Annotated in this window: 17 protein-coding genes; 7 read left to right on the top strand and 10 right to left on the bottom strand. The window is 39.9% G+C overall.

Going from position 1 to position 19,832, the window contains the following annotated elements; all coding sequences use genetic code 11:
• The first annotated feature begins 85 nt into the window (after positions 1 to 85).
• On the top strand, positions 86 to 1,495 hold the full coding sequence (locus WKK05_RS02660; protein WP_341528267.1) for a family 2B encapsulin nanocompartment shell protein: 1,410 nt from the start codon (positions 86 to 88) through the stop codon (positions 1,493 to 1,495).
• A 420-nt stretch (positions 1,496 to 1,915) separates the two neighbouring features.
• Entirely contained in the window at positions 1,916 to 3,322 is a 1,407-nt protein-coding gene (locus tag WKK05_RS02655; RefSeq protein ID WP_341528266.1) for a family 2B encapsulin nanocompartment shell protein, read from the top strand.
• An 85-nt stretch (positions 3,323 to 3,407) separates the two neighbouring features.
• On the opposite strand, the gene WKK05_RS02650 is transcribed toward WKK05_RS02655, so the two are convergent.
• Positions 3,408 to 3,761, bottom strand: a complete 354-nt coding sequence (locus WKK05_RS02650; RefSeq protein WP_341528265.1) for a hypothetical protein — start codon at positions 3,759 to 3,761, stop codon at positions 3,408 to 3,410.
• Between the two features lie 12 nt (positions 3,762 to 3,773).
• Here WKK05_RS02650 and WKK05_RS02645 point away from each other — a divergent pair, with 12 nt between their 5' ends.
• Entirely contained in the window at positions 3,774 to 3,962 is a 189-nt protein-coding gene (locus WKK05_RS02645; RefSeq protein ID WP_341528264.1) for a hypothetical protein, read from the top strand.
• On the opposite strand, the gene WKK05_RS02640 is transcribed toward WKK05_RS02645, so the two are convergent.
• Positions 3,935 to 5,374 carry a deoxyribodipyrimidine photo-lyase, 8-HDF type gene (locus WKK05_RS02640; RefSeq protein WP_341528263.1) on the bottom strand — a complete coding sequence of 480 codons (1,440 nt, stop codon included), beginning with the start codon at positions 5,372 to 5,374 and terminating at the stop codon, positions 3,935 to 3,937. The two genes, WKK05_RS02645 and WKK05_RS02640, sit on opposite strands and share 28 nt — an antisense overlap.
• A 233-nt stretch (positions 5,375 to 5,607) precedes the next feature.
• Here WKK05_RS02640 and WKK05_RS02635 point away from each other — a divergent pair, with 233 nt between their 5' ends.
• Positions 5,608 to 6,477 carry an exosortase-dependent surface protein XDP2 gene (locus tag WKK05_RS02635; protein ID WP_341528262.1) on the top strand — a complete coding sequence of 290 codons (870 nt, stop codon included), beginning with the start codon at positions 5,608 to 5,610 and terminating at the stop codon, positions 6,475 to 6,477.
• Positions 6,478 to 6,730: 253 nt separating this feature from the next.
• Positions 6,731 to 7,285, top strand: coding sequence for an acireductone dioxygenase (locus tag WKK05_RS02630; protein WP_341528261.1), 555 nt, complete (start codon positions 6,731 to 6,733; stop codon positions 7,283 to 7,285).
• 185 nt (positions 7,286 to 7,470) lie between these two features.
• On the opposite strand, the gene WKK05_RS02625 is transcribed toward WKK05_RS02630, so the two are convergent.
• Positions 7,471 to 8,268, bottom strand: coding sequence for a hypothetical protein (locus tag WKK05_RS02625; RefSeq protein WP_341528260.1), 798 nt, complete (start codon positions 8,266 to 8,268; stop codon positions 7,471 to 7,473).
• Between the two features lie 353 nt (positions 8,269 to 8,621).
• Between WKK05_RS02625 and WKK05_RS02620 the strand changes: the two genes are divergently transcribed.
• Positions 8,622 to 8,747, top strand: coding sequence for a hypothetical protein (locus WKK05_RS02620; protein WP_341528259.1), 126 nt, complete (start codon positions 8,622 to 8,624; stop codon positions 8,745 to 8,747).
• 164 nt (positions 8,748 to 8,911) lie between these two features.
• Here the strand turns inward: WKK05_RS02620 and WKK05_RS02615 are convergent, their stop codons facing one another.
• A complete protein-coding gene (locus WKK05_RS02615; protein ID WP_341528258.1) occupies positions 8,912 to 10,090 on the bottom strand; it encodes a sulfate ABC transporter substrate-binding protein in 1,179 nt (392 codons plus the stop codon).
• Positions 10,091 to 11,001: 911 nt separating this feature from the next.
• Between WKK05_RS02615 and WKK05_RS02610 the strand changes: the two genes are divergently transcribed.
• Positions 11,002 to 11,769 (top strand): hypothetical protein, encoded by a 768-nt coding sequence (locus WKK05_RS02610; protein WP_341528257.1) that lies wholly within the window; start codon positions 11,002 to 11,004, stop codon positions 11,767 to 11,769.
• Positions 11,770 to 12,094: 325 nt separating this feature from the next.
• On the opposite strand, the gene WKK05_RS02605 is transcribed toward WKK05_RS02610, so the two are convergent.
• The 6 genes from WKK05_RS02605 to WKK05_RS02580 all read right to left on the bottom strand — a co-directional run bounded on the left by WKK05_RS02605 (position 12,095) and on the right by WKK05_RS02580 (position 19,651).
• Complete coding sequence (locus WKK05_RS02605) at positions 12,095 to 12,490, bottom strand: hypothetical protein (protein WP_341528256.1); 396 nt, start codon at positions 12,488 to 12,490, stop codon at positions 12,095 to 12,097.
• 329 nt (positions 12,491 to 12,819) lie between these two features.
• Positions 12,820 to 14,139, bottom strand: coding sequence for a guanitoxin biosynthesis MATE family efflux transporter GntT (gene gntT, locus WKK05_RS02600; protein ID WP_341528255.1), 1,320 nt, complete (start codon positions 14,137 to 14,139; stop codon positions 12,820 to 12,822).
• 189 nt (positions 14,140 to 14,328) lie between these two features.
• Positions 14,329 to 14,562 carry a Nif11-like leader peptide family natural product precursor gene (locus WKK05_RS02595; protein WP_341528254.1) on the bottom strand — a complete coding sequence of 78 codons (234 nt, stop codon included), beginning with the start codon at positions 14,560 to 14,562 and terminating at the stop codon, positions 14,329 to 14,331.
• Positions 14,563 to 14,762: 200 nt separating this feature from the next.
• Complete coding sequence (locus WKK05_RS02590) at positions 14,763 to 15,167, bottom strand: DUF4112 domain-containing protein (protein ID WP_341531007.1); 405 nt, start codon at positions 15,165 to 15,167, stop codon at positions 14,763 to 14,765.
• 248 nt (positions 15,168 to 15,415) lie between these two features.
• A complete protein-coding gene (locus WKK05_RS02585; RefSeq protein WP_341528253.1) occupies positions 15,416 to 17,812 on the bottom strand; it encodes a filamentous hemagglutinin N-terminal domain-containing protein in 2,397 nt (798 codons plus the stop codon).
• A 1,506-nt stretch (positions 17,813 to 19,318) separates the two neighbouring features.
• Positions 19,319 to 19,651: a thioredoxin domain-containing protein gene (locus tag WKK05_RS02580; RefSeq protein ID WP_341528252.1), complete on the bottom strand. Its 333-nt coding sequence runs from the start codon at positions 19,649 to 19,651 to the stop codon at positions 19,319 to 19,321.
• Positions 19,652 to 19,832: the final 181 nt, after the last annotated feature.

The raw sequence follows: 19,832 nt of genomic DNA, 5'->3' as shown, positions 1-19,832 counted from the left end.
TTTTGCGGCTTTGAGTTCCTTGCTGAGGAGTCATCAGGTAAGGTTTGATTTTTTTTCTAGTAACTAAAAAGTGGAGGATTAAGTTGTGACGTATTCTAACGACCCCAATTTGAATGTTGAAGATCGGCAGCCACAACTAAGTTTGAGTACAGCAGCGGCGCGTAATTTGGCGACAACGGCCAAATCTGCACCGCAGACGCAGGAAATTACGTCCCGATGGTTGTTGAAGCTGTTGCCGTGGGTGCAGACAAAGGGTGGCGCCTTTCGAGTCAACCGTCGGTTAAGTTATACCGTGGGTGATGGGCGGGTGACTTTCACCAACACCGGAGCGACGGTGCAGGTAATTCCCCAAGAACTTACTGAATTGCCATTGCTGCGGGGGTTTGAGGACGTTGGCGTGTTGACCGACTTGGCAAACCAGTTTGAGCAGCAGGAGTACGCCCCAGACGATGTGATTGTTGAGATTGGTCAGCCAGCTGATCGCGTGATTCTAATTGCTCGTGGGAAGGTGAACAAGATTGGTCTTGGCAAGTATGGCGAGCAGATCGTCTACGATGTACTAGCCGACGGCGACCATTTCGGCGATGAAACTGTGGTGCGATCCGAGGACACCTGGCAGTACACCCTGAAGGCGATTACCAGAACCATAGTTTTGTCGCTCCCTCAACAGGCGTTTGAGAGGCGGATCGCTCAGTCCGACGCATTGCAAGCTCATGTCGATCGGTTCCGCGATCGCCTCAACCGACCAAAGAATGCCGAGGGTGAAGCCGCCATTGAGCTAACAGCCGATCATCCCCAAGAAACGACCTTAGCGGGAACCTTCGCCGATTACGAACTTAGACCCCGTGAATATGAGTTGAGCATCGCCCAAACGGTATTGCGAGTAAGTACCCGTGTCGCCGACCTATACAATGAACCGTACAACCAGACAGAAGAACAACTGCGGCTGACTATCGAGTCATTACGGGAACGTCAAGAACACGAATTACTCAACAACCGCGAATTCGGCTTACTGCACAATGCTGATCTCAAACAGCGCATCTATAGCCGCACTGGCGCACCCACACCTGACGACCTCGACGAGTTGTTGGCTACAGTATGGAAGGAGCCAACATTCTTCCTAGCCCACCCCCGGACGATCGCTGCTTTCGGTCGGGAGGCCAACCGCCTAGGTGTCTATCCAAATAGTATAGATATAAACGGCGTTCAGGTTACAGCTTGGCGCGGCGTACCCATCTTTCCTTCCAGCAAAATCCCCATCACCAATAACCGCACCAGTTCTATCCTTTTGCTCCGTACAGGTCTGGAAAAACAAGGGGTGATCGGCTTACATCAAACCGGTATCCCCGATGAATACCAACCCAGTCTATCTGTCCGCTTTATGGGCATCGACGAAAAGGCGATCATCTCTTACCTCGTTACCGCCTACTATTCCACAGCCGTCCTCGTCCCTGATGCACTCGGCATCCTCGAAGATGTCGAAATCGGGCGCTAAATATTTGTGACAGAACTTACGCAACTGGCATCTAAGACTGATAAATCAGAGCTTACAAGCAAGCAACTTTCAGTTAATTGAACCACAGATATTGGTAAGGGTACAGCAATGAATGTCACGCTTGAAAACGTGAAACCTCGCGCTTGGCAGGGTGTTGGGGGTAGGGGGTAGGGTGTAGTGTTTAAGACAATTAAACTTTAGTTGCGTCAAGGAGTTCAACATTTTCTTCATTTCCCAAACCTGCAACCCCACACCCTCTCATCCAGTTATATAAAGGGTTTACGCTTAACTTAGTGCCATTCGGTACAGCAATGCTGTACCCCTACTGCGTGGTCTATTTACCTGCAAAAGGCTGTCAGTTGCAATTGAAGTATATGTGCCAGTTGACACATTTTTACTTAGTAACTAGAGGATGAGGTGATGACGGATTTTATTGAATCGAACTTAAATGTTGAGGGTGGGCAACCTCAACTGAGTTTGAGTAAAGATGCTGCGCGTAATTTGTCCAAAACAACTAAATCTGCACCGCAGACGCAGGAAATTACCTCGCGGTGGTTGTTGAAGATGTTGCCGTGGGTGCAGACAAAGGGTGGCACCTATAGAGTCAACCGTCGGTTGACCTATACCGTGGGTGATGGGCGGTTGAGTTTCTCTAACGTTGGAGCTGAGGTGCAGGTAATTCCCCAGGAACTTGGTGAGTTGCCATTGTTGCGAGGCTTTGACGACACCGAGGTATTGACTGCGTTAGCGGGTAGGTTTGTTCAGCAGGAGTTCGCACCTGGTGAAATTATAGTGCAGTCAGGTCAGCCAGCCAATCAGCTTTTTTTAATCGCACATGGCAAGGTAAACAAGATTGGTGTTGGCAAGTATGACGAGCAGCCTCTGTTGGATATGCTGGCTGACGGTGATTATTTTGGCGAGCAGGTGTTGGTGCAGTCAGAAAGTACTTGGAAGTTCACAATCCAAGCTGTGACCCAATGCACAGTATTGGCGCTACCACAACAGGCATTTGGGGAACTCCTCAATCAGTCGCAGGCGTTACAGTCGCAGGTTGAGCAGTTTCGGAATCGCGCAGAACTTCCACAAAATAAGTATGGAGAAGCTGCGATCGCCCTGTCAGTCGGTCATAGCACAGAGACAGTGTTACCGGGAACATTTGTTGACTACGAACTCTCACCCCGCGAATATCAATTAAGCATTGCTCAGACTGTGTTGCGTGTAAATAATCGCGTTGCGGATCTATACAATGAACCGTTCGACCAGACACAAGAACAACTGCGGCTGACTATCGAGGCGTTGCGGGAACGTCAAGAGTACGAGTTGATCAACAATCGCGAATTTGGCTTGCTACACAACGCCGATCTCAAACAGCGCATCTACACCCGTAGCGGCCCCCCTACTCCTGATGACCTTGATGAACTGGTCACCCGTCGGCGGAAGTCGAAGTTTTTCCTGGCTCACCCCCGTACTATTGCAGCCTTTGGTCGGGAGTGCAACCGTCGGGGCATCTATCCATCAACTATTGATATGGATGGGAGTAAGATAATCACATGGCGCAATGTACCAATTTTTCCTTGTAACAAGATCCCAATTACCAAGAACCAGACTAGTTCTATCTTGATACTCCGCACTGGTGAGGAAGACCAAGGCGTGATCGGTCTACATCAAACGGGTATCCCCGATGAATACCAACCGAGTCTGTCCGTTCGCTTCATGGGTATCAGCGAAAAGGCAATCATGTCTTACCTTGTCACCGCCTACTACTCCGCAGCCGTTCTCATCCCCGACGCACTCGGCATCCTCGAAGATGTCGAAATCGGGCGCTAATACCATTTCACTTTAAAGTTACGTGAGTTCGACGATTAGAAAACGGCAGGAAGTAATGCAGGCAAATCTTTTGGGTAAATATCAATCAGTCGTTTATTGAATTCGGGCAGTCGTTTATTGAATTTAGGCAGTCGTTTATTGAATTCGGGCAGTCGTTTATTGAATTCGGGCAGTCATTTATTGAATTCGGGCAGTCGTTTATTGAATTCGGGCAGTTGTTTATTGAATTCGGGCAGTCGTTTATTGAATTCGGGCAGTCGTTTATTGAATTCGGGCAGTCGTTTATTGAATTCGGGCAGTCGTTTATTGAATTCGGGCAGTTGTTTAACATGAATTCGACAAGGCTAAAAAATGGCAGGAGGTAGTACAGGTAAAACTTTTGGGAAATATCAATTGAAAGTTTTTTAGGCAAATAAGTATAAGCACGATTACCAGCCATCAAATTAATTTTGTGACTTTTTTACCGATTCTCACTCAATCAAGTGCGATCGCCTTTGTGATGCCCAGTTGTGCCAATCCCTACATAGCAAGCTTTTTACCTTTTTCTAACCGTCAAACTCACGTTAAAGTTAATGCAAATAAGCGGCAGTGGGCAAGGGAAGACCACCTCTTTTATGCCATTGCCCCTTTTTGCTGTTGATAACGCAATTTAAACTGCTGTTGCTGTACTTTATGATCCACAATTGGGTCAGGATAGCCAACAGCGTGGCGTTCTAAAGGTGAAATTTTACCAGTAACTAAATATTCTGTATCCATAGACCGCAATTCTGATACCCATTGCCGAATATATTCCCCATCTGGATCAAACTTTTGCGCTTGACTGGCTGGGTTGAAAATTCGTACAGGTTTGGGATCCATGCCGCTAGAAGCACTCCATTGCCAGCCGCCATTATTGGCAGATAAATCGCCATCAATCAGCTTCTGCATAAAGTATTTTTCTCCCAATTGGGGATTAATCAGCAAATCTTTAGTCAGGAAACTGGCGACAATCATTCGGCAGCGATTATGCATCCAGCCGATTTCATTCATTTGCCGCATTGCAGCATCTACGATGGGATAGCCAGTTCTACCTTCACACCAAGCTTGGAAATGTTCTTCGTTGGTTTGCCAAGGGAAGCTTTTGAATATCTCGCGGTAAGCACCATCAGCTAATTCGGGAAAATTATACATGGCGTGTTGATAAAATTCTCGCCAAGCCAGTTCTTGCTGCCATGTGCGAATATTAGTTTTGACTTCTTCACTGCGGCTGTTTTCTAATGCTTCTATTGTGGCTTGCCAAGCAGTGCGAATCCCAATTACACCAAATTTAAAAGCTGCACTCAGTTGCGATGTTCCGTCAACAGCTGGGAAATTACGCTGTTCTTGGTATTCGGTGATTGCTCTACTAGTAAATTCCTCTAGCCTTGCTTGCGCCGCCGCTTCTCCTGGTGGAATAACCAGTCCACCATCCCAAATAAATCCTAAATCTTTAGCTGATGGTAGTGTCTTTGCGCCTGCTTGCTTGGCAATTTCCTGTTCAGTTTCTGTTAATCCTTCAGCATTTTGCAGAGTTTCTACTGGACTAGCCTTTGGTTTACTACTCCAATTTTTCCAGAAGGGCGTGTAAACAGTGTAGGGCTGATTTGAACCTGTGCGGATTTCCTCTGGTGAGTGAAGAATTTGATCCCAATTTTGGGGAAGAAATTGAATGCCTTTTTCTTTGAGAGAATTGATAATATTGCGATCGCGTTCTTGCGAATACGGTTCTACATCCCAGTTCCAAAAAACAGCTTTGGCTTTCAAAGCCTCTGCTAAAGCTGGTATCGCTTGCACAGGATTAGCGTGGAGTATTAACAGTTGGCTACCAGCTTGGGCATATCGCTCTTGTAGTTTCTGCAAACAGCCAATCATGTAAGTCACTCTCACTGGCGCAATATCATCCCGTTCAAGTAGATTTGGATCAAGGCAAAACACACCCACGACTCTGGGACTCTGCCGTCTTGCCGCAGCCAGCCCTGTATTGTCAGAAACACGTAAATCACGACGATGCCAAAACAGAATTAAGTCAGACATTCTCTGCTGAAGTTAGTTCACCCGTACTAGCTTAAACGCTAGCGGTACTATTGAGCATCATTCTGCCGACAAATTTCTCTTACTGAATTCAGAATTCAGAAGTCAGAATTCAGAATTCTTTTTCAATGAATATGTGCCAGTTTAAAGAGCGGAATGTGGGGTATTAGATTTACTCCAAGTATGTGGGATATTTACTGTGTATTTGATTATCAGGTGCTTTTTAGGTAAAAATTATGAGATTACAACTTGCATCTTGTATTGTCTTTACATTTTTTGCTATTGGCACAAATTTATCTATCTCACCATCTGCCAAAGCCGCGAATTTCAAGACAAATTTTACTCAAGATGAAGATACGTCAAAAGGGGATATTTGGTTAGATTCTATTACTCAGAATCAAGTCACATTTGATAATTTCTCTTTGGTGAACTCAGCCGAGATATTATCCAATACACCGATTATCGGTGTTAAACCTGGAAATACCAGCACTCCTGGCCCACGTAATAATAATACTGGAGCTGGCAGTACAGATAAAGGAGATAATGCCACAGCTCCTGTGCCTGTTTCTGGGCTAAATAATCCAACTAATAGCCAAATTACTGCTTTATTAGGTAACCGTAATTTAAATAATCTTATCGATACAGAAGATGATGGTGCTTCTAAAATTAACCTATTTTTCGATAGCGATATTCAAAAAGATGATACTGGGTTAGACAACTTGTTCTTTTGGGAACGCGGCAAGAATAGTGACTTAGGTGTTCAAGCGATTGATAGCAGTGGAAAATTAGTTGGCAAATTCTTAAAACTGTCCAGATTTCAACAAATTGATGCAGGCTACTCAATTGACACCACAGAAATTTCTAGTTCTCAAGATGTTGGCTCTTGGGGAGTTAACCTTAGTCAATTGGGTGTTGATTCTCTCAGTGGGATTCAAATTATAGCCAAGAGCCAAGCTAACAAAGACTCAGAAAATTACGATGGCCCTGATTATAAGGTAGTGGCTAGAAAGAAAGTCAGAGTACCAGAGCCTGGAACTATTTTAGGTTTAGGAATGATTGCAGGAATCAGCGCCCTACTACGTCGTCGTGTGATTAAACTCCAATAAATAAACCTCACTAGAAAATGGGTATAGGGTAAATAGTCCTTTCCAGGTGAGTCAAAAATCTGCTTTTATCCCTGTCATTGGTAAATGATTCTACTTAGTGTCTTAGTGTCTTAGTGGTAACACAAATTAATTCATTAACCACAAGAGATCAAAGACACTAAATAAACAGAATCACCAGTTTGTCTATCGGATAAAGTGGCTTATTAAGGTAAAGTTAAGTATACTCTTCTTAAGAGTTAATTAGTCTTTTGTCATGGCGACCCTACTACTTGACGACGGTACAATCGAGAGTGATTTAGACGAGATAGTTCGTGAACTTGCCCTTCTAGGCATACAACTCAGACACTACGATCCAGGAACATCCCTCCTTTTCCCAAACTTGATAGACCAAGACGTTGTAACATCCTCTGAGAAGCTCTATATTTTAGAACTTCATAACAGCGTCTTCGAATTTATCCTGCAAGAAAATGGCTCTCTCTGGTGTGATTTGCTGAATGTGCATCCAGGTTCGCCTAATCTCCAGGCATTGATAGCAACCTATAGCCGTTACCATACTCACACTACCGCTGAACCTATTTACGTCTTGGCCGGAGAGATGATTTATGGTTTTGTGCGAGCTGATGGCAGCCAGATACAGCTTTTAGTTCACGCACAAGACTATCTCTACATCCCCGCTGGAGTAGAGCATTGGTGTAGCCCTTCCGTATCGTTGCACTTCAAAGCAGTACGTTATTTCGCTACTGTAGAAGGTTGGGTTCCCAATTATACAGGAACTCAGTTAAGCGATGCGCTTCAAAAGCCGCGTTAATAGCTAAATTATATTGACGTAGATTGTAACTTTTACTCTATTAAAAGAATTGAGCCAGGGACTACTAAAATTTATCTACAAGTGTAGACTTGACAGAACTATCAATAGTTGCAGTAGTTACATTTGAACTTTGAGAGAAGTCTGAGCAGTTCGCTTTGGTCTTTGCAAGAGAAGGGGTGATCATTTTACTCAACATCCTCGCAGCGAATTAAAAGCGTCTCCATTGCTTCTGCTAGAGAAATCAACTCTGTCCAAGAGGAACCACTAACTAAATTTTGGGCGTGAGCTAATCGGTTTCGTAACTGTTCAGCAGATTTGAGGAAGCGCTCGCCAAACCGCTTCGACTTTAGTCCCAGTTGCTGAAGGAGTTCTGGTTGATTTAAAACTAACTCTCGTTTATCGCAGAATTGCAGATAATCTAACAAATCCGTGGCTTCGTTTCTTTCCTGGCTTTCTCGCCATAGCCTTTGAGCGACTACTAAACGCTCTCTTTTGAGGACTTGCTGCCAGGAATCTTGGGGATAGTAAAGCCGCACTAGTCGCAACAGATTCATTTCTAGCAGCGTCACCAAGCCAAACAGTAACATTCGGGCAGGTGCTTTCTGCAAATCTCCACAAGTAACAATCCCAGTTACTTGATTGCAGTCTAGGACAAATAATCGGGGAGTTTGTTGCAAAATCGGGAGTAATTTTATTAATGGGGTGGAAATGGCAATCAGTTCTTTAGGATGAAACGCCCGTTGATAGTCGCTACATTTGCCAGATTTTGCTTGCATCAAACTGGAGCGTTCTACGTAACCACTAATGGAATCTCCCGCCTCAATGCCAATAACATCAAAATCCTGTGCCACCATCCAATCTAGCACCTCTGTTACCTGTGCTTCATCTGGCACAGCTTTTAGGGGTTCTGCCACATATTCAATTGTGATGTTGTTCTCAAACAAACTCCGTAGGTCTTGGGAACGGGATTTTAGGTGTTTCATCGGCTCTTAGCCATAAGACATTAGCAAGTTTCACTATTTCATTAAACTTGGTTTTTTCCAAGCTGTGAGAGGTATGTAAATAATTGAACATCTAAAAAAAGTGAAGTGCCAAGAGTTCAAAAACTTGCTACAGCAGTACAACAAAATACAGAAAATCGAGCGATCGCTTTTAGTTATCTGTCAAATTAGACCGAGTAAACTACAAAGATGTAGCCAACTTTAATTTGTTACTTTTTCTCTTCAGGTAACAGGCAATACTTCAACTAGCTAATTAGCAACCTAAAAAATACACGTTGTAACTAAATTTAAAAAATGCAGATTTACTGAAGTATCCATATTTTTATAGATAAACGATGCTAGTTTTGAGAAAAACGCCAATATCCCTTAATGCAAGATTAATAGTAGAGCGATCGCTAGAAATTCATAGCTCCCCGACTTATCACAAAATTCGAGGAGCTAGTTTATTACAAAGGATTTAGGATTGCTATAGATACCTTTTACCTTGCTGGCTATAATATCGGCAATGACTACTTTGTGTTTACTGTCTACTATAGTTGCACCACCAAAGCCGATAATGAGTTTTGTTGTATAGAATCAAAAATTACATCTTACTTTAATATTCATTGGGTTGTGCAACTATACTTTAAGACTTAGTAGCTCGAATTTTATCGAAGATAGCACCTTCATCAAAAAACTTCTTCTGAATCTCGTTCCATCCTCCTAAATCTTGAGCATTGAAAAGAGTTTTAATTTTAGGGAAATTGCTTTTTAGTTCTTCTGCGATCGCCTTGTCAACAGGACGAAATCCTAATTTGGCAAACTCTCTTTGTGACTCTGGGGTGTAAAGAAATTTGATAAATTCTTCTGCAATAGGACGAGTACCATGTTTATCAACATTTTTGTCTACAACAGCAACAGGATTGTCGATGGAGATATTTACATCAGGTACAATATATGGAACTTTTTTTCCATTTTGTTGTGCCAATGAAATCATCTCGTTTTCATAGTTAAGCAGAACATCACCTTGATTGTCTTTGAAAAATAATTCGCTAGCATTTCGAGCAGTTTTAGGCAACAATGGTACATTTTTATAGACTTTGGAGATAAAATCTATTGCTTGATTATCATTACCGCCAGTTTTTGTCACAGAACCCCAAAGACTGAGAAAATTCCAGCGCGCACCACCAGATGTTCTCGGATCAGCAGTTACTACTTTTATGCCATCTCGTGCCAAGTCTGCCCAAGTTTTGATGTTTTTGGGATTACCCTCACGTACAGCGATCGCATCTATAGATGTGGTAACAATTGCATCATTAGGCGCTTCTTTTTCCCAACCCGGTTGAATAAAACCTGTCTCAACAAGTTTATCAATATCAAGGGCAAGCGACAGGTGTACTACATCAGCTTCTTTACCTTCAATCACGGCTAATGTCTGAGAACCAGAACCGTCATAACTCTGATTGAATGTAATGTTTTGGTTATGTTCTTTCTTCCACTTCTCTATAAATTTCGGAATGATCTGCTCGTATGCTGCGTTAGTAACCGAGTAGGAAACAAACGTCAGGGTTACATCACTTTTAGAAGTTGCACTAGTATTACGAGTGTTATCAGTATTAGGTGAAGAACAGGCAGCCAGTACCACACTCAAGCTAACTCCAACCAAAAATAGGGACACAAAGCCCCATAAATAATACCTATCTAACCAACTTCGTATTGCTTGTAAACACCACTGTCTTATAGGCTGCGAAGCTTTAATAATGTAACTCTCAACTAACTCAGTTAAATATCTCCTTGATTTAGGAGTACGTTGCCACTTGGTCATCAAATTTCTCCCACTAATCTGCGGTATCTTGGGCAAGATACTGTAGTCAATGGGAATTATAAAGCAGTAATGAAGAATACATAATCTTTTATTAACCTAAATTTACACCGTTTTTAACTTAATTGAACCAGACTCCTACCGCAGCTTTAGTTTGTTACCTGGTAGCTTATCTAGGGCAAGAATTCCTAAATAGTTTGTGCTAGTCTCATTTCCATGCATTATGATTATTGTCTAATCTTTTAAAGACTAGGAATAAGATTAAGTATCTAATTGAGATTATCTTAGTAATACTAGAGAGTTACTACATATAAAAAAGTCCGCATCTGCGGACTTAAGTAAGTGAGATATAAATTCTATAGCTTATATGGACAATAACTTGGTAATTGCATAATACGTTTATTTTTAAGGATTTTCTTTGAAAAATCAAGCTTTTTTATTAAAATATCTGACAAAATTAATTGAATTATATCTTTGATTTTGTCTTATGTAAAAACACCTAATTGTAAAACTTACGCTTTAAATATTATGTTAAAATAAGCAAATTTTATTATTTTATATAATAAAACAAAACTAGCATTTATATAACTTTTTCTGTTCAAGGTAGCTAGCTTCTATCGTCCGAATCTTCTCTTCTAGTCTATTCGTAGACAACAGCAAATCTAACTAGCTACTTTTAGTAAAATTATTGTCTAAGCCTTGCTAATATCTCAAACACACTTGGATCTAATCATATACTTAAGCTTTTTTATCCATTATTACTAACAAGTAGCTTTAAAAGCCAAAGCAGCCTCTATCAAAGGAGTTATCTATTCACTAATTTAATATTAGCTCTTGAGAATGAGGGAACTACAGTATTAGCTTTATAAACTGATACTTGTACTTTTACAAAGTTACCGTAACAAAATTACACTATGGCTAGCCAACCAAAAACCAAGGGTCAGCAAAGTTCTACCCATGAAGAAGATACAAGTAAGAAAGCATCTGATAACAATGGTGATAATGGCGAATTGAGCCAGAAGCTAGAGTCATTGAAGTCTGCGCTAGAGGGTGATTTGACGGTAGTACCAAGTGATGCTGCTTTGAGCTTAGTTGAAGAATGGTACGAATTGCTGCATAAGGCTAAAGAGCCGGAACTAAAAGAAGTTGCTACTCACCTTAGACAACTCAAGCAACTTATCAAAAGCAATAAAGCTACAGGTCATGAAATTAGCGAAGTGCTAACAGAAATTGGGGAGCAAACAGCTAACTTTGCTGCTGATGCTAATAAGGAGATTAAAACTCCAATTCGGCAATTGGGTAAGCAGTTAACTAAAGCTGGTAATTCTTTAGGCAAAGCTGAAGACCAAGAACAAATTGAAGAAATTGATTCTTTAATAGAAATTCTTGAAGAAGACTTAACACAGGTTGATAACGAGACAACACTGGGTGGTGTTGATAAATGGTACAATTTGCTGCACAAATCCGAAGATGAAAATCTACAGCAAATTGCTAATGGGATTAAAGAACTCAAGCAGCTTTTAAAGCGCAGTAACCCTAAACCTGCTGACATTAGTAATGTATTAGGAAGACTGGGTGAACAAACTACGGCTGTAGGTCAAGAAGCAAAAAGAGGCTTCAAAGGCCCAATTCAAAGATTAGGAAAGCTGCTAACGAAAACTGCCAAATCTTTAGAAGAATAAAATCTTCTAGACAATATATGGATGTATGATGTATAGGGATAATGTTAGGTTAGAGGTTACCAATTTGCAACTCTTAAAGTGGTAAATTGCTTAGTAATCCTAGCTCTAATAATATCCCTATTTATATTATTATGAATAAACTAAAATAGGGTGGCATTGTAATGCCCACCCTACTTTAAGCTTCGCGCAGCGGCTAAAGTTTGTATTTCACCTAGTTTTATACCCAACACTGAGATTAAGGTATTTATGCAAGTACTAATAAATGTATATGCAAATGCAAATGACAAATATCAGTACTTTCTCTCAATGCAGTATGACAAAGCGTTTAGCGTCCAACTTGTCTAGAGATATCTTTACCTGCTTCTGCTGCACTTTCCCCTACGTCACTAGCTGTGTTTTTAGCACCTTCTACGTATCCGGAACCAAATTCTTTGAAGGCTTCTGCTGACTGTTGTCCAATTTTCTTAACTCGTTCACCAGGAGCGTCATTGGTTTGGCGAGCATCTTTATACCATTGTCCTACTGTTTTTGGTCTTTGGGCATCATTTTGCTCTATGTCTTCTCTAACTTTTTCCTTCAAGCCTTTGTTATTGTCCGCAGAAGCAACATTCGTTGTCAGCATTATCAAACCAACTAGGACAACACTCAATAAACTTTTTACTTGAAATTCCTTAAGTAAGGAATTGACGGAAGCGATCGCCCTAGAAATCAAATTTGTCATGCCATTACTCCATTGTCAGTGCTTTTCACAGTTTCGAGACATAATTGGCTTACTCCAAATCTAGCTATTTTTATAGAAACTAAATTTAGTTTCTATGTGTAATTAACTCAGCGAATGGAGTTATAGTTTCGTGAGCATATCTGATAAAATCTCACCTAACTTTCAAGCCAATTAGCTCTTTTGATTATAAATAAACACTAACTATAAAAAGGGAATTATCCTTCTAACAAAAGACATATCTCAGTTAGGAAAAAGATAGATTTTTTAAACCCTGCGGCAGAATTGTCTTAATGAAGGGCCAGTTTTGAGAAGAGTTAGCCTATTTTGGTTTATTTCCTCAATGTTTTTGGGAGCTGCAATGCTAAAGTCATTGTTCTCGCTGCCATAAACAAAGACATTGATAACCAAAGTAGATGGCTATTATGAAAATACCAAGCTGCGATCGCTAACGGCATAAAGCCGATCAAAGTAGATTTTAGCATCGACTCGCGAAGTGTATGACCTTGAGTCAGCCCCAGGAAGTAACCATCTAACGCATAAGCAACAGAACCAAACCCTAAAACTGGTAGTAACCAAGGGACATAAAGACGTAAATGCTCAATAATCTCAGTATGATTCGTTAATAATTGAAAAAGCGGTTCTGGACTGAGAATAAAGGCGGTAGCAAACATAAGTCCTACACCCAAGCTGCTTACCGTAGAAACTTGTAGCAGCGGTATTAGAGCATCAGTATTTTCTCTGCCTCGAAAAATTCCTGCCAAACTCTCTGTAGCGAATGCCAACCCATCAATGAAGTATGCAGCTAAGGCTACAACTTGCATTAGTACTGTATTCGTTGTCAAAACCACAGTCCCCAACATGGAACTTAGGTTAGTAAATATTGCAAACGTGGAGATTAACGCAAAGGTGCGAATTATAATCTCGCCATTGAGCATAAAAGCAACTTTTAAAGTAGAAAAGTCAAATAATTCTCTACTTAACGCTTGCACCTGCTTAAACGCAATTTCTCGCCAAAATAATAAAATACCTACCAATAACATTAGATACTGACTAATCGCTGTTGCTATTCCAGCACCTTTACTTTCCCATCCCCAAAGAACAATAAACAGGTAATCAAGCAGTACATTTACACCACTATTTACTATTGATAGTATCAATACTCTGTTACTCTGTTCTCGCCCTAAAAACCAACCAATTAATACGAAGTTGATGAGAGTTGCTGGCGCACCCCAAACTAAAGCATTGTAGAAAGCAACTCCAGAGGATTTAATTTCTGGTGTTGCACTCAAGAGGGCAAAACCTAATATTTGTATGGGTTGTTGTAACACCAGAATTGCTAGCCCTAGTAATAGTGCTAAAACTCCATGCTGTAACCCAATTAGTAGTACTGATCTGTGATCTTCACGCCCCATTGCTTGGGCAACCATTCCAGTTGTACCCATGCGAAGAAAACCAAATGTCCAGTAAATATAGTTAAATAAAATTGTTGCTACTGCCACACCTGCTAAATGGCGTATTTCTGTTAAGTGTCCCAAAAACGCCATATCCATTAATCCTGCGATGGGAACCATCAGGTTTGAAAGGATGTTAACGGATGCTAATTTGAAGAAATGGCGTAAGAAGGCTAGTCGTTGAGAAATTAAGAACAAAGTGAGAAAATTCCATCAAGGCTGTTTAAAGATTATAAATTAGGTTATTCACTCAGCCCTGTCAAAATTAGTGTAATTATTAAATACAGTAAGAGTTTAAAACTCTATGTTTACCTTCTTTTAAAGTAATACGTTAGATCACCTCGCTACGAGACGTTGCACTGCAACGCCTCTACTTGCAAACAGTAATTATCTGGGATTAATATGGCGTCTAGGCCCCCACCCTGGATTTACAATAGCTGCCAAATCTTCTTCAGATAATTTGTCTAGTTCAGCTTCCAATTCGTCAACTGTAAAGTCGTACCCACGTTCTTTAGCAATTGTGATAAAGGTTTCTGGATCAGATGTTGCTCTCAGCCTTTCTTTTAATGCTTGATCTTGTTTTATAGCTTTCAAAAGTTCGGCAGCAGTTTGCTGTGACATGATAGTACATCTCCTGTTTTAAATATCAGATTTGAATGTTGTAAGCTGTTAGGTATTTAATTTGCATACCTATTCGTGAAAGTTGTCATTTGCATTTAAAAATGACTAATGACAATCTTCACCTAAAAATGCAATATGTAAGGGCATTAATTTAGCTTGACTCCTGTAGTTCTGCCCGTAGAATCTTGAAGTTCTAAATCTTAAACTCGGCTAACTTCACTTTTGTAAATTTCATTAAATACTTCTTCGATTTTTGGTTCAACTACCGACAGATGTTGCTCTAAAATTGCCAAATTGCGAATGTTGGATTTATAGACAGCATCAAACAAATCACCTACTAAAGGCACAGTGCCAACAATCGCTTCCAAGCCGACGTTGAAAATCATTTTGGCTAAGTCTTGGCGTGGTATACCAAAGCGCGTAGCTAAAAATATGATGTAAGCTGAAAACCCTGTACTGATCAAATCACCAGCACCTGGAACTAGACCGATGATTGGATCTAGTCCAATATGAAAACCTATCAGAGGGATACGTATAGATGTATCCATCAGACGGCTGAGTTTGCGGATGTGATTAAGAGTAGCAAGGCGTTTAGCAGCGTCCATAATTTGCGATGTTTGCACTACTCTTAACTTGCACTAAATTATATTTATTCGTCTTGTACCGGAAGAAGGAACAAGTATGAGGAAAAATTCTGCTAAAAATCCTAATTACTACCCCTTTTTGAGCCAGAGTGTAAACTACACTGACTAATTAAGTGATCGCTACAAGCCACATTGGGCTATTTCCAATCAACTCTAACTCTACAGCAAGAATTACTAACCGCAGATACTTGACAATTAAATATTTAATATTAATTAAATACAAAGTCATCATTCCTACGCACTTCCTGAACCACAGCGCAAGATGTGAAATTGAGTGCTTGCCGATGGGGGGTCACAGTCGGTGCTTGAGCAACCAAAACTACATTACCATTGGCATCCATAACCCACCCTTGAGCTTCTACAATTTGAGTTGCTTTGTTGACAGCATTAACTTTCTGTGACGCTACTTGTGTATTCGACTCTTGAATAATCACTCTGTTTTGGCTACTGTTAGCACGATTCTCATCCTCTGGCTCTAGCGTTATCCAATCTGCTAGCACCGTATCAGCCGTCAAAAGTTCTACAGGATTAGATGCAATTCCACCACGGCCAGTAATAATAAATGAAGCCCTAGTCATTTTTCCCTCAGCATTACAAGCAGTAACTATTTGCTGCGAAGCATCTACCACATTTACAGGCAGTTCCACTAATCCTTTACTGGGGTCAACATCTGGTGAGTTGATTTGAATTGTGCCACTTAACGAAGGGTTTTGCTGCGAAAACGCCGTGATATCACTTGTAAGTAAATTACTTGGATTAAGGTTTTTTGGGTCTTGAGTTTGTAACACCCTCACTAAGTCTGTACGTGTACGCGGTACAAATCCAAAGATACTTTTAGCATTGATTGTGATTTTTCCCCCAGAACCAGAGAATGCATTGGCGGTGATATCGCTATTTTCTAAGGGAGCTGCAACGATGAAGCCATTAGCAGCATTGATGAAAATATTACCTCCACTACCAGCAAGCCCATTCGTGACTGCATTGGTGGATATTTGGCTTTGGTGGCGCATTAGTAATAAATCCTGCACATTTAGCGTAATGTTTCCACCTCGTCCTGAATCACTATCAGATTTCAGTTTTCCTTGGTTGTCCAGAAGTATAAAACGAGCGCTGACATTTAGATCCCCTGCTTTTCCTAGATTGCTTGTATCCTCTGTATAAGTAAAACCCGGGATAAATTTACTACTGACACTCACCCCAGCATGATCTTGAACAAGTAACTCTTTTGTATCGATTATTACTTTGCCTGCATCTCCAGAACCATTAGTAGCAGCAAATAAGCCGCTAGCAGAACCTGTTACTGATGTTCCAATTAATTCTACAGATTCAGAAGCTTTCACAGTCAAATCCCCTCCTGCACCTGTAGCCGGTATTAACTTTGAATTAATTTCCGTGCCATTAGACTCTGTTGTAATCCTTGCTCCATCTTCAACACGCAACCTTCCAGTGTTGATAGTCAGGTCACCTGCCTTTCCACTTAAGCCAGTTGTACTAAATAATGCACTTCTTTGAAAAAAATTACTATTTGGTATAGGAACACCACCAACAACCTCAACGGACTCAGAGGCATTCACAGTCAAATTTCCTCCATTACCTTTCCCTAGAGTAGAAGTAAATACTTGCGCGCCATCTCGAACAATTAATTTCTTAGCGTTAATTGTTAAGTCTCCGCCTTTTCCCTCACCTCTAGTCTGAGTTGTTAAAGACACAAGATAGCCAATTAGTTCCACTGTCCTACCTTGAACCTGAATGTTACCACCACTTTCACCACTGGCATCTACAATAGAGGGGATATTAGAACCATTTACCATTCGTTCTATGAGTTGGATATTCTGAAAATTTTGTACCCGTTCATATCCTGTTGTCCAACCTTGGTTCGTTGAGTTCAAAGTGACTAAACTATTAGCACCAACACTACCTAGCTCGATTCGTCCCCCACTTGCTGTGATATTTCCGCCTTGTAGTGTTATGTCACCACCAATAAGTGCTAAAGTTTTGCCTGGCAGTACCTGTAGACCAACAGATTGACCAAAACTATTAGTCGCGCCATTGACTTTTGTTTGGGATTGATTGCGGATGGGAGCCGCACTCGCTCCGAATTGTAAACCTATAGGAACACTTACTTTCAGCGAAGGTATGGTTTGGGGATTTGTAGCACTAAACTTGATACCATCGGCAAAATTTACACTACTAGCTGTACTCGCCACAAATGAACCGCGGATATCTAAAAAAGCATTGTGGCCAAAAATTATCCCATTAGGATTAATTAAAAAGAGGTTTGCTGTGCCATTAACTTTAAGGATACCGTCAATATTAGAAATAGACTTACCTGTTACGCGGTTAATAATGTTGTCAATATTGCCAACATATTGAAATTCAGTTGTACTTCCATTATGTACAGAAAACTCTTTAAAACTGTGGAATAGATTGTTTCCAGATTCGGTTCCATCTTTAATAATTGTGATATTGCCTTGTTTTGTTACTAAAGAATTAACAGGTAAAGTACCATCTTGAGTAATTTGGGCAATAGCAGAGTTTGTAGAAAAAGTTATAGCACTACCTATTGTAACTCCCAAGCTTTTAAACAAGACCCAAAAATTAATCATTTATGATTTTGCATCCTTTTCAAGAAATACAATTTGCTGATTTACGGTAATACAGCGCTTAAATTCAAGTAGATTACATCGAAACCCTTTGCCTATATTTACCTCTCTGTTTACCAAATTTAGTCGTTTTTTTACTTTGTAAACAAACAATACATAAAAGGGGTGCAACAATGTTGCACCCCTAGAAAACCTATATTCGATTCAATTCTATAAATCTGTAGTTAGGGATGGTATTGTTAATTTAACTTCTCTCCATTCCTAATATCTTTATTCTCAATTAACTAGGGATGAAGACAAAGTTAAAATACCATTAAAACTTACCAACATTTCAAACCTAGTGGGGTTGTAATACAACCCACTCTCTCAATATTATTAGGTGGAGCTACTTCTATAATATATTTAGAAAATTCTTTAAAAGAGTACAATGGATTATGTCCAGATTGAAATTCACCTTTACTAACTGTGATATTATCTTCTGTGATGTTCAGAAAATTAGTCAGTAGAGTACCATTATGAAAGACTTGAGTAACAGCAGAGTTTGCAGACAAAATTATAGCACTACTTACTATGAAACTTAAGGTTTTAAAGCAGACCAAAAAATTACTCATTTTTGAATATTGCATCCTTCTATAAATTACTAATTACTGAATAACTGTAAGCGTGATTTTTACGAGAAGTCTATTTTTGATTACAATGTTGACTTCAGAGTTATTTGTACTTTCACTCAATTTGTTTTCAATACCATTTGTTCACTACTGTAATGTTTTAACAGCAGTAGTTTTGCGTTACTTAAAGATTAGCAGATGTATGATTTTATGCTGTAATACACTAACCTAAAGTGAATTCGATTAGTACAATCTGGTAGCGAAATAATAAAGAATACAGGGTAAGTAGGAGTACTAAAGTATTAGGTTGTTTAAGCTTTATCAACTCCCATATTTAATATTCAGTTTGACTGATGAAAATTATGTAGCTGTAATATTACTTAATATTTTTCTGCGGACTTACTTAACTATTCATTGCCGTAACAATACTGAGTAATTTCTATTGCAATGCAGATATCCAACTACCTTTATTTGTTGTCAGCGCTACCTAATAAACTTAGCTTTCTTTCTACACCTATTTTTAAGACAGCTTTATTGGTTAACAAGGTTAAATAAAAATCATGTATTGCAAAACACATATTTTTGTAATATTTTTTATACCTTTTGGTAGTCGTGCAGGTGTAACACTAACTATTAACTTCGTGAAGGGTGTTAAGCTGAACTTGCGAGGATTCTCAGGCATTTTAAGGGATAGTTCTTTTACTTGTACTATCTGAGTCTGTGAATTCTCACGGGTTTCCTTCAATCATCTGAGATTTATAGTGGTGATAGTTACGCTCACGCTAGGTGTAAGCATCATAGAACTAATTAATATTTTGTGAAAACATTGCGAATGCGAGTATGCAAATACTGACTCATAATATACGCGATCGCTCAGATTTGCTACTACTAAATTCTACTACTAAATTAAGGATTGCAAGCGTTGGATGAGGCGTTCTACTGGAATTAAATTCTCGGCTCGTTCTTCTTCAATTCGCTCTACAAGTTGTCTATTTTTGAATAATAACAATGTTGGTAAGGGATGAACTTGATATTGATTAGCTAAATCAGGATAGGCTTCACTATCAACTTTCACAACCCTTAGCTCTTGTTTCATCTGTTTAGTTACTTCTGGAAGAACTGAGTTGATCAAATGAGAAGGCCCGCATACATGAGAGTAAAAAACTACCAACAGCGGTAACTCTGAGCTTGATAGTAGCTCTTTAAAGTTTTGAAATTGATGTTTAACTATCATATCTGCTACTGTTATTACTCGAAATTGGTACTAATTTTTCTGAGAAATTAAGCAGTTTTTTCATAAAATTTTGCGCTTTTCATACAATTTTAAATTAGTTAAAGCAAACTAAGTTGAGAAATGGGATCAGACTAAATCTGTTCATTATATTTACAGTTTATTAAGCGCTAAAACGCTACTA

The organism is Nostoc sp. UHCC 0302, from assembly GCF_038096175.1.
GTDB lineage: Bacteria > Cyanobacteriota > Cyanobacteriia > Cyanobacteriales > Nostocaceae > UHCC-0302.
The sequence above is the reverse complement of the archived record's forward strand: the minus strand, read 5'-3'. Positions and strand labels throughout refer to the sequence as shown.